The sequence below is a fragment of the Agromyces seonyuensis genome, assembly GCF_009789225.1.
GTDB lineage: Bacteria > Actinomycetota > Actinomycetes > Actinomycetales > Microbacteriaceae > Agromyces > Agromyces seonyuensis.
Window position 1 is genome coordinate 1 of record NZ_WSTA01000118.1, and the last position, 9,394, is coordinate 9,394.

The 9,394-nt window shown below is 74.0% G+C and carries 10 protein-coding genes; 5 read left to right on the forward strand and 5 right to left on the reverse strand.

Annotated elements, in window-relative coordinates; translation table 11 throughout:
* A partial coding sequence (locus GB864_RS17110; RefSeq protein WP_160426900.1) for an NUDIX hydrolase occupies nucleotides 1-398 on the reverse strand: 398 nt, incomplete at its 3' end.
* Nucleotides 399-532: 134 nt separating this feature from the next.
* On the opposite strand from GB864_RS17110, the gene GB864_RS17115 reads away from it, so the two are divergent.
* Nucleotides 533-979 carry a hypothetical protein gene (locus GB864_RS17115; RefSeq protein WP_160426901.1) on the forward strand — a complete coding sequence of 149 codons (447 nt, stop codon included), beginning with the start codon at nucleotides 533-535 and terminating at the stop codon, nucleotides 977-979.
* Nucleotides 980-1,087: 108 nt separating this feature from the next.
* The gene (locus GB864_RS17120; RefSeq protein ID WP_160426902.1) at nucleotides 1,088-2,473 is read left to right on the forward strand and encodes a glycine--tRNA ligase; all 1,386 of its coding nucleotides are present in this window, start codon (nucleotides 1,088-1,090) and stop codon (nucleotides 2,471-2,473) included.
* A gap of 214 nt (nucleotides 2,474-2,687) precedes the next feature.
* On the opposite strand, the gene GB864_RS17125 is transcribed toward GB864_RS17120, so the two are convergent.
* A complete protein-coding gene (locus tag GB864_RS17125; protein WP_160426903.1) occupies nucleotides 2,688-3,545 on the reverse strand; it encodes a hypothetical protein in 858 nt (285 codons plus the stop codon).
* On the reverse strand, nucleotides 3,542-3,664 hold the full coding sequence (locus GB864_RS18845; RefSeq protein ID WP_272898219.1) for a hypothetical protein: 123 nt from the start codon (nucleotides 3,662-3,664) through the stop codon (nucleotides 3,542-3,544). Before GB864_RS18845 ends, GB864_RS17125 begins: the two co-directional genes overlap by 4 nt.
* A gap of 167 nt (nucleotides 3,665-3,831) precedes the next feature.
* Between GB864_RS18845 and GB864_RS17130 the strand changes: the two genes are divergently transcribed.
* The gene (locus GB864_RS17130; protein ID WP_160426904.1) at nucleotides 3,832-5,394 is read left to right on the forward strand and encodes an FAD-dependent oxidoreductase; all 1,563 of its coding nucleotides are present in this window, start codon (nucleotides 3,832-3,834) and stop codon (nucleotides 5,392-5,394) included.
* A gap of 48 nt (nucleotides 5,395-5,442) precedes the next feature.
* On the opposite strand, the gene GB864_RS17135 is transcribed toward GB864_RS17130, so the two are convergent.
* Complete coding sequence (locus GB864_RS17135; protein ID WP_336604062.1) at nucleotides 5,443-6,048, reverse strand: GNAT family N-acetyltransferase; 606 nt, start codon at nucleotides 6,046-6,048, stop codon at nucleotides 5,443-5,445.
* A gap of 23 nt (nucleotides 6,049-6,071) precedes the next feature.
* Nucleotides 6,072-7,517 carry a glutamyl-tRNA reductase gene (locus GB864_RS17140; protein WP_160426905.1) on the reverse strand — a complete coding sequence of 482 codons (1,446 nt, stop codon included), beginning with the start codon at nucleotides 7,515-7,517 and terminating at the stop codon, nucleotides 6,072-6,074.
* A gap of 114 nt (nucleotides 7,518-7,631) precedes the next feature.
* Between GB864_RS17140 and hemE the strand changes: the two genes are divergently transcribed.
* Both hemE and GB864_RS17150 read left to right on the forward strand, forming a co-directional pair.
* Nucleotides 7,632-8,732, forward strand: a complete 1,101-nt coding sequence (gene hemE / locus GB864_RS17145) for a uroporphyrinogen decarboxylase (protein ID WP_160426906.1) — start codon at nucleotides 7,632-7,634, stop codon at nucleotides 8,730-8,732.
* The coding region (locus GB864_RS17150) for an FAD-dependent oxidoreductase (protein WP_160426907.1) at nucleotides 8,729-9,394 on the forward strand (666 nt) is incomplete at its 3' end. The genes hemE and GB864_RS17150, both read left to right, overlap by 4 nt.

The window sequence follows — 9,394 nt, forward strand, 5'->3', positions numbered from 1 at the left end:
CGCCCGGCCGCGGCGAGCCGCCGCAGCACGTCCCGGCCCGCGGGCGGGCAGCGGTCGCCGTCGTCGGCGCCGGCCCAGTGCAGGGCCGAGACCTCGGCCGACGCGGCGGGCTCGGCGTCGGTCCGCGCGAGGAACACGTGCATCGAGACCATCCGGCCGTCGGGCTCCCCGTGCGCCTGGGTGCGCACCTCGAAGAGGTGCTCGAGCGCCGCGGGGTCGAACTCGAGCGCGACCTCCTCGAACGCCTCGCGGGCGGCCGCCTCGGCGGGCGTCTCACCGGGGTCGATCTTGCCGCCGGGCATGTACCAGACCTCGCGGCCGCGGGCCGTCACCATGAGCACCTTGCGATCGCGGATGACGGCGACGGCGGCCGTCAGGATGTCTGGCAGCACGGTCATCCTCCGAGCCTACGGCCCGTCCTCGCCGATGCCGGGGCGCCCGGGCGGCTGCGGCGCTCGGTCGCCCCGCTCGGGTTCGACGACCGTCCGGTTCGGGGGACGGTCGTTCGGGTCCATCCGGTTACGCTTCGACCATGGACGTTCGCCGCCGCTCCCGCCGCCGTCTCGCACTCGCGCTCGCGCCGCTGGCCGTCGCGGCGACCGCCGCGCTGACCTCCTGCTCCGCGGGGACGGGGGAGGCCCAGTACCTCGACGTCGCCGCAGCGTCCGGCGACCAGCGCATCGCCGTCGGGTCGCTCACCTGCAACGTCATCGGCGCGATCCCGACCTACACCGCCAAGGCCGCCGAGAGCGACGACCCGGTACTCACGGCGACCGTCGCGACGGAGCTCGAGGAGTACATCGTGCGCGTGCCGCTCGAGGGCGGCCTGCTGTTCGTCGGCACGGAGCCGTTCGACGCCGACGACGCGGGGATCGCCTTCGAGTCCTACGCGGGCGAGATCCTGGAGTCGAGCGACGGGCACGACGGCGACGTCGTCGACGACGCGGCGACGCTCGACGGTTCGCTCGCCTGCGGCTGAGCCGGCTGCGCCGATCGGCGCGATCGTGCCCCGGACTGGCCACGTAGGATTGCGGGAAGCCCGATTCCGGGCGGAATCCGCACACTTCACTGCACCATTGGAGCCACCGTGGCCGCACCCAGCCGACTCGACGCCGTCATCGCACTCGCCCAGCACCGGGGATTCGTCTTCCAAGCCGGAGAGATCTACGGCGGATCCCGCTCAGCATGGGACTACGGCCCCCTCGGCGTCGAGCTCAAGGAGAACATCAAGCGGCAGTGGTGGAAGTACATGGTCACGAGCCGCGCCGACGTCGTCGGCCTCGACTCGTCGGTCATCCTCCCCAAGCAGGTGTGGGTGGCCTCCGGCCACGTCGGCGTCTTCACCGACCCGCTCGTCGAGTGCCTCCACTGCCACAAGCGCTTCCGCGAGGACCACTTGCTCGAGGCCTTCGAGGAGAAGAAGGGCCGCGCTCCCGAGAACGGCATGGGCGACATCGTCTGCCCGAACTGCGGCACCCGCGGCCAGTGGACGCCCCCGCGCGACTTCAACATGATGCTGCAGACCTACCTCGGCCCGGTCCAGGACGAGTCGGGACTGCACTACCTCCGCCCCGAGACGGCCCAGGGCATCTTCGTGAACTTCGCGAACGTGCTGCAGTCGGCGCGCATGAAGCCCCCGTTCGGCATCGGCCAGATCGGCAAGTCGTTCCGCAACGAGATCACCCCCGGCAACTTCATCTTCCGCACGCGCGAGTTCGAGCAGATGGAGCTCGAGTTCTTCGTCGAGCCCGGCACCGACGACGAGTGGTTCCAGTTCTGGCTCGACTACCGCTGGAACTGGTACGTCGACCTCGGCGTCGACCCCGAGAACCTGCGGCTCTTCGAGCACCCGGCCGAGAAGCTCTCGCACTACTCGAAGCGCACGGTCGACATCGAGTACCGCTTCGGCTTCACGGGCAGCGCGTGGGGCGAGCTCGAGGGCGTCGCGAACCGCACCGATTTCGACCTCTCGACGCACTCGACGCACTCCGGCAAGGAACTCAGCTACTTCGACCAGGCGAACAACGAGCGCTGGATCCCGTACGTCATCGAGCCTGCGGCGGGCCTGACCCGCTCGCTCATGGCCTTCCTCGTCGACGCGTACCACGTCGAGCAGGTGCCGAACGCGAAGGGCGGCACCGACGAGCGCACGGTGCTGAAGCTCGACCCGCGCCTCGCGCCGGTCAAGGCCGCAGTGCTCCCGCTCTCGCGCAACGAGGCCTTGTCGCCGCTCGCGCGCGAGATCGCCGCGGACCTGCGTCAGCAGTGGAACGTCGACTTCGACGACGCCGGCGCCATCGGCCGCCGGTACCGCCGACAGGACGAGATCGGCACGCCGTTCTGCATCACGGTCGACTTCGACTCGCTCGAGGACAAGGCCGTCACGGTGCGCGACCGCGACACGATGCAGCAGGAGCGCGTCGCGATCGACGAGCTCTACGCGTACCTCGCCGTCCGCCTGAAGGGCGCCTGAGCCGCGGCGGTGCGGCATCCGCTCGATCGATCGGATGCCGCCCCGCCGAGGCCGAACGCGCGAGGCCCAGCCGAACCGGCTGGGCCTCGCGCAATTCCCGAGGATGCCGCGGCGCGCGGATGTCGGGCCCAGCGCGTCGCGACCGGGCATCCATCGGGTTCGGGATGTCGCGACGCCGGCGCCCGCCTGGTTCAGACGTCGAGCGCTCGCCCGGTCAGGCGCTGATCGGGGTGCGCCGGACGGGCTCGGCGCGGACCACCGTGATCGGCGCGTCGAGCATCGCGGCCGGCTGCGCGGCGGCCTTCGCCTGCTCGGCGTGGAGCCGGTCGAGTTCGGCACGGGCCGTGGCGACGTCGATCGGGCTCGTGATCGGCGCGATGTCCATCGCCTGCTCGAACGTCATGCCGCCGCGCAGGAGGTGCTTGCGGTGGGCGGCCTTGACGAGTCGGACGATGGCGAAGGACGCCTCGCCGCGCTTGCCGAGCTCCTCGCCGCCGACGGACTGCTCGCGGCGGCCCGGCGTGAGGAGGACGGGCAGTTCGAGGCTCGCGCCGGCGTGCCGGATGCGGACGATGAGCGCCGGGCGCGACGCCTCTCCGACGGAGACCGTGTCGCTGCGAACGGAGCGCACGTCGTCCCACGAGACGAGCAGCACGCGGGCGGGGCGGCGGCCCGCGCCGCTCCAGAAGGCGATGCCCTCGCCGTCGGCGAGGAGGGTGAAGCGGTAGCCCAGCCGGCGCACCGAGACCTCGGGGTAGAGGCCCTCGAATGCCTGCACGAAGGCGCGCGTGCGGGTGGCCGTCGCGGCGACGCCGTCGTGGGCGTCCCGCACGCGGAGCGTGCGGCCCGAGGCGCGGCGGCTGCGTGCGAAGCGCACGAGGACGACGATGCCGAGGGCGATGAGGATCGCGACGGCGAGCGGGCGGGCGAAGGCCGGACGCTCGGGCGTGGGCAGGAGCTGGATGCGAGTCTCGATGGCGTCGGCGAAGACGACCACTGCGAGCAGTGCGAAGAAGACGAACAGGACGATCGCGGCTTTGAATCCGCCGCCCGTGCGCTTCTTCGAGGTCATCGGGCCTGGATGCCTTCCGTGCGAGCGGCGGCGACGAGGCAGCGCCACGCGGAGACGACGACGATGGCGTCCGCGTGAACGCGCGCCACGACGTGGGAGGTGGAATACGGCTTCGCCATTGTCGGGCTCCAACGTCGTCGGCGCACAGTCGCTTCGGGGTGTGCGACCGTGTCGGGCATATGGGGGACATATGCGTAGCGGAGACTCTACTCCGCCCGACCCTGAGCACAAGCTGGAATCCATGAGCGACCTCTCATCATCGGCCGCTTTCTGGGAAGATCGGAGGATGGAACGGCTGGGCGAGCCGGCGCCGGCGGTCGCCGACGTCGTGGTGATCGGCGGCGGCGTCGCGGGACTGGTCGCCGCGCGCGAGTGCGCGCGGGTCGGACTCTCGACCGTCGTGCTCGAGGAATCCGACCGATTCGGCGGCTGCGTCCGACGCGTCGACCTCGGGGGCTACCTCGTCGACGCGGGCGCGTCGTACTTCGAGCAGGGCGACGGTTCCGTCGCCGAACTCGCGGCGGAGCTGGGCCTCGGCAGCGACATCGTCGCCGGCGGCGAGGAGGGCGTGCACGTCTGGGTGCCGCCGCTCGACGGCGCCGGCCGCTCGCGCGCGCTGCCGCTGCCCGCGGAGTCCATCTGGGGCGTCCCGTCGAACCCGCTCGCACCCGACGTGCGCGAGATCGTGGGCGGCCGCGGCGTCATGCGCGCGTGGGGCGACCGGGTCATGCCGTTCCTGAAGATCGGGCGGGCGACGAGCTTCGGCAAGCTCGTGCGCACGCGCATGGGCGACCTCGTCGCCGACCGGCTCGCGTTCACGACGCTCTACGGGCTCTTCGTCCACAACGCCGACGACGTCGACGTCGACCTCGTGGTGCCCGGGCTCAACCAGGCGATCACCCGCACGGGTTCGCTCTCCGGCGGCATCGCCGACGTCCTCGGCAACCGCCCCGACGTGCACGCGGCGGGCATCCGGGGCGGCATGACCCGCCTCGTCGACGCGCTGCTGCGCGATCTCGGGCACTACGACGCCCGCCTCGAGGCGGGCAGCTCCGTCGTCGCGCTCGAACCGTTCGACGGCGACGCGGCCCTCGCCGATGCCGACGCGGATGCCGCATCCGACGTGCTGGGCGATCCGCCGTTCCGACCCGCCGACCCGTATCGCTGGCTCGTCCGCGCCGAGGCACTCGACGGCGAGGAGCCCGTGGAGCAGCGCATCGCGGCCCGCTACGTCGTCGTGGCCGCGCCCGCCCGGGCCGCGCTCGGGCTGCTCGGCGGGCTCGGCGGCCCGTGGGCGAGCTTCGCGGCGGAAGACTGGCGACCAGGGGCGACCGACACCGTCGTGCTGCTGGTCGAGGCCCCCGAGCTCGACGCGGGCGAGCGTCGCGTGGTGTTCGTGCCCCGCGCCGACCCCGACATCGCCGCCCGATCGGTGGCCGACGAGACCGCGCGCTGGGAGTGGCTCGACGGGCAGACCGGCCCCGGCCTCCGCGTGCTGCGGCTGCACTACGACCCCGAGGCGCATCCCGAGCTCGAGGCGCTCGACGACGAGGCGCTCATCGACCTCGCCCTCGCCGACGCCGCCCGCGCGCTCGACGCCCCGCTCGACCGCGACCGCCTCGTCGGCGCCGCCCGGGTCGCCCACCGCGACACCGGCTCCGCGTTCCTCATCGGGCAGCGCGAGCGGATCGCGCTCGTGCGCAAGGCCGTCGACGCGGTGCCCGGCCTCGAACTCACGGGCGCATGGCTGGCGGGGCCCCGACTCTCGCGGGTCGTGCCCGATTCGCGCGCCGCGGCCCGGCGCATCCGACGTCTCGCGTTCCGCGGGGCGTCGGGCCGTGCCGACTGACCGGCCCGAACATACGGCGCCGAAGGACGGGGCGATCTGACGGGCCGATCAGCGCGCGACGAACGCGGTGCGCTCCTCGCGGAGGACGGCCCAGACCTCGGTGTCCGTCCACTCGCCCTTGAACCAGTCGTCGGCGAGGTGGGTCGCCTCGAGCCGCATGCCGAGTCGGGCGCAGAGCCGCGCGGAGTCGTCGTTGCGGCGGTCGAGGATCGCGTGCACCCGGTGGGCGCGCAGCCGCTCGAACGCGAGGTCGAGCACGGCGCCCGCGCCCTCGGACGCGAGCCCCCGGCCCTGGAAACCGGGGTGGAACACCCAGCCGATCTCCACGCGCGCGCTCTCGACCGAGTCGAGCCGCAGCATCACGTCGCCGACCACGCGGTCTCCGCCGCCGGCGCGGAGTGCCGGCTCGCCGACGAGCTCGCATGCGAAGTGGATGCCGTCGCCCGCGGCCGCGAGCACGGTCGAGGCCGCGCGCCGATCGGTGTGCTCCTGCGCCTCGGCGCGGTCGCGCTCGGGCCAGGGGATGAAGCGCAGCACGTCGGCCAGGCGCTGGTACTCCCACACGTCGTCGCCGTCGGCGGAGGCCAGCGGCCGGATGCGGAGCCGCGGCGTCTCGAGGGGCTCGGCGGCGAGCGGCGCGGCGTCGAAGGGCACCGCGAGCTCGGGGGCGTCCCCGCTCAGGAGGCGCTCCGCTCGGCGCCGGGGCGGCGCGGGGCCGAGGGGCCGCCGTCGACCGACGAGGGGCTCGCGGCGGTGCCCGCTTCACGGAACGCCGCGCTGCGGCGGCGGCCGAGGTCGTCGAGCTTCGGGGCGGACTGCGACGGCGCTCCCGGCACCACGACGCCGTGCACGGCCTCGAGGCCCGCGATCCACTCGGCCTGCTCGCCGCGGGCGGCGTAGTCGCGCGAACGCACCATGGGCGTGTGCAGGAGGCGGCCGACGAGGTGGCGCAGGGCCTCCTCGATGCGGCCGTCGGCGTCGCGGCCCGCGACGCGCTCGAGCTCGCCGTCGAGGACGTCGAAGAGGTGCTTGCGGAGCGCGACGACGGCCGGCGCGATGTCGAGGGCCTCGGTGCCGTGGCCGAACTCGCGCGCGGCGACGTGCACGATCTCGCGGGCGGCGTCGGTCTGGTCGAAGTCGCCGAGCGGCGCGTGGATGCGCACGGTCTCGAGGTCGAGCAACTCGACGCCGGTCACGTCGACGACGGCCGGGTCGACGTTGCGGGGCAGTCCGAGGTCGATCACGAGCTGGCGCTCCGCGGCGCGGAGCACGGCGTCGGCGGCGTGGAGGCGGGGGAGGGCGTCGTCGACGGCGAGCGCCGCCCGCCCGGCCTGGAGCAGCGCGGGGTCGACCACGAAGGCCTCGCTCGTCGTGCAGGTGACGATGAGCTCGGCGGCGGCGGCCTCGGCGTGGTAGTCGTCCTCGCGCACCCAGTCGAGCTCGTGCGACTTCGCGAACTTCGCCGCGCGTCCCGAGGGCGAATAGACGCGGATGTCGGCGGCGCCGCGGTCGCGCAGGGCCGCGAGCGAGGCGGCGGCGTAGCGGCCGGTGCCGACGAGGAGCACGCGCACGCCCGACCAGTCGGAGATGCGGCTCGAGGCGAGTTCGAGCGAAAGGCGCACGAGGGAACGGCCCTCGGCGCCGAGGCGCGTGTCGTTCTTCACGCGGCGCGAGGTGCGTGCGGCGGACTGGAAGAGGCGCTCGAGCTCCGGGGTGGTCGTGCCCTCGCCGTGGGCGCGGGTGAGCGCGCGCTTGACCTGGCCGGAGATCTCGCCCTCGCCGACGACGACCGACTCGAGGCCGGAGGCGACGGAGAAGAGGTGGTGCGCGACCGCCTGGCCGTGCACCAGGTCGACGGTCGAGCGCAGCTCGGAGGGCGCGAGGTCGGCGGTGTCGGCGACGATGCGCAGCGCCGAGTGGACGGGCTCGATGGGCGACTGCCCCTCGGGCACGTCGACGTCGAGGTAGGCCTCGAAGCGGTTGCACGTCGAGATCACGACGGCGCCCGAGATGCCGGCGTCGGAGGCGTCGGTCATCGCGCGCGCGGCGTCGGCGGCGCCCTGGAGTCGTTCCAGGAGGTCGAAGCCCGCGTTCTTGTGGCTCGCGGTCAGACAGATGAGCACCGTGGGATTCTACCGATGGTGGAACTCCGAATTCGCCCAGGATGACACTGAGATGACGAAACCTCGGCTCCGGCACCCGGCATCCTCCGAAGGAGCGCCTGCGAGACTGGACCCGTGAAGCTTCCCGACGCCCACCCGCTCGCTGCGGGCCGCACCGATCGCTCGCGCCTCGTGACCGCGCTGCGCGGCGGCGCCGCCGACACCGTCCCCGTCTGGTTCATGCGCCAGGCCGGGCGTTCGCTGCCCGAGTACCGCGAGCTGCGGGTCGGCACGCGGATGCTCGACGCGTGCCTCGAGCCGGAGCTGGCCGCCGAGATCACCCTGCAGCCGGTGCGCCGCCACGGCGTCGACGCCGCCGTCTTCTTCAGCGACATCGTCGTGCCGCTCAAGCTCCTCGGCGTGGACGTCGAGATCCAGCCGGGCCGCGGCCCCGTGTTCGGGCGCCGCCACGACACCGCCGAGGCCGTCGCCGAGCTCACCGCGATCGACCCCGACGGGCTCGAGGCGGCATCCGGCCCCATCGTCGAGGCCGTGCAGCGCACGATCGCCGAGCTCGACCGCACCGACGACGGCTCCGGCGCGGCCACGCCGCTCATCGGCTTCGCGGGCGCGCCGTTCACGCTCGCCGCGTACCTCGTCGAGGGCGGCCCCTCGAAGGACCATCTCGCCGCGCGCACCCTCATGCACGCCGACCCGGGCGCGTGGCGCGCCCTCATGGACTGGACGTCGGCGGTCTCCGGCAACTTCCTGCGCACGCAGGTGCTCGCGGGCGCCTCGGCCGCCCAGCTCTTCGACTCGTGGGCCGGCTCGCTCGGGCTCGCCGACTACGGCGATTTCGTGCAGGATGCCTCCGCTCGCGCGATCGGCGTCGCCCGCGACCTCGGCGTGCCCACCATCCACTTCGGCGTGGGAACGGGCGAACTGCTCCCGCAGATGGCCGCGGTCGGCGTCGACGCGGTCGGCGTCGACTGGCGCACCCCGCTCGACGAGGCCGCCCGCCGCACCGAGGGGAAGGTCGCGCTCCAGGGCAACCTCGACCCGGCCTACCTCGCGGCGCCGCGCGCAGTGCTCGAGGCGGCGGCCGCTGACGTGGTCCGACGCGGCCGCACGGCGCCGGGGCACGTCTTCAACCTCGGCCACGGGGTGCCGCCCTCGGCCGACCCCGGCGTGCTGACCGATCTGGTGGCGTTCGTCCACGAGGCCGGCGCCCGATGAACGATCGCCCCGCCGTTCCGGCCGGCCGACGCGACGTCGTCGTGGTCGGCGGCGGGGTCGCGGGGCTCGTCGCCGCGCTCGACTGCGCCCGAGCGGGCTACGACGTCGTCGTGCTCGAGGCGTCCGAGGTGCTCGGCGGTTGCGTCGGCCGCGTGGAGGCGGCCGGCGTCCCCGTCCCCCTCGACAGCGGTGCCGAGTCCTGGGCGACCCGCGGGGGCGCCGTCGCACCGCTCATCGACGCGCTCGGGCTCGGCGACGCGATCGTCGACCCGCACCCGGCGGGCTCCTGGCTCGTGACGGCGGGCCGCGGCGGCGCACTGTCGGCCGCGCCGACGCCGAAGACGGGCGTGCTCGGCATCCCGGCCCACCCGCTCGCGGCCGACGTGCGCCGCATCGTCGGGCTCGGCGGCGCCCTCCGGGCCGCGACCGACCGCTTCCGACCGCTCGGACGGCGACTGCACCGCGACCCCGTCATGCTCGGCCCGCTCGTGCGCGCCCGGCTCGGTGCCCGTGTGCTCGACCGGCTCGTGACCCCCATCGCCGCGGGCGTCTACTCCGCCGACCCCGAGGTGCTCGAGGTCGACTCGGTCGCGCCCGGACTGGTGGCGGCGACCCGCGAGCACCGCTCGCTCGCCCGCGGGGTCGAGGCGCAGCTCGCCGCC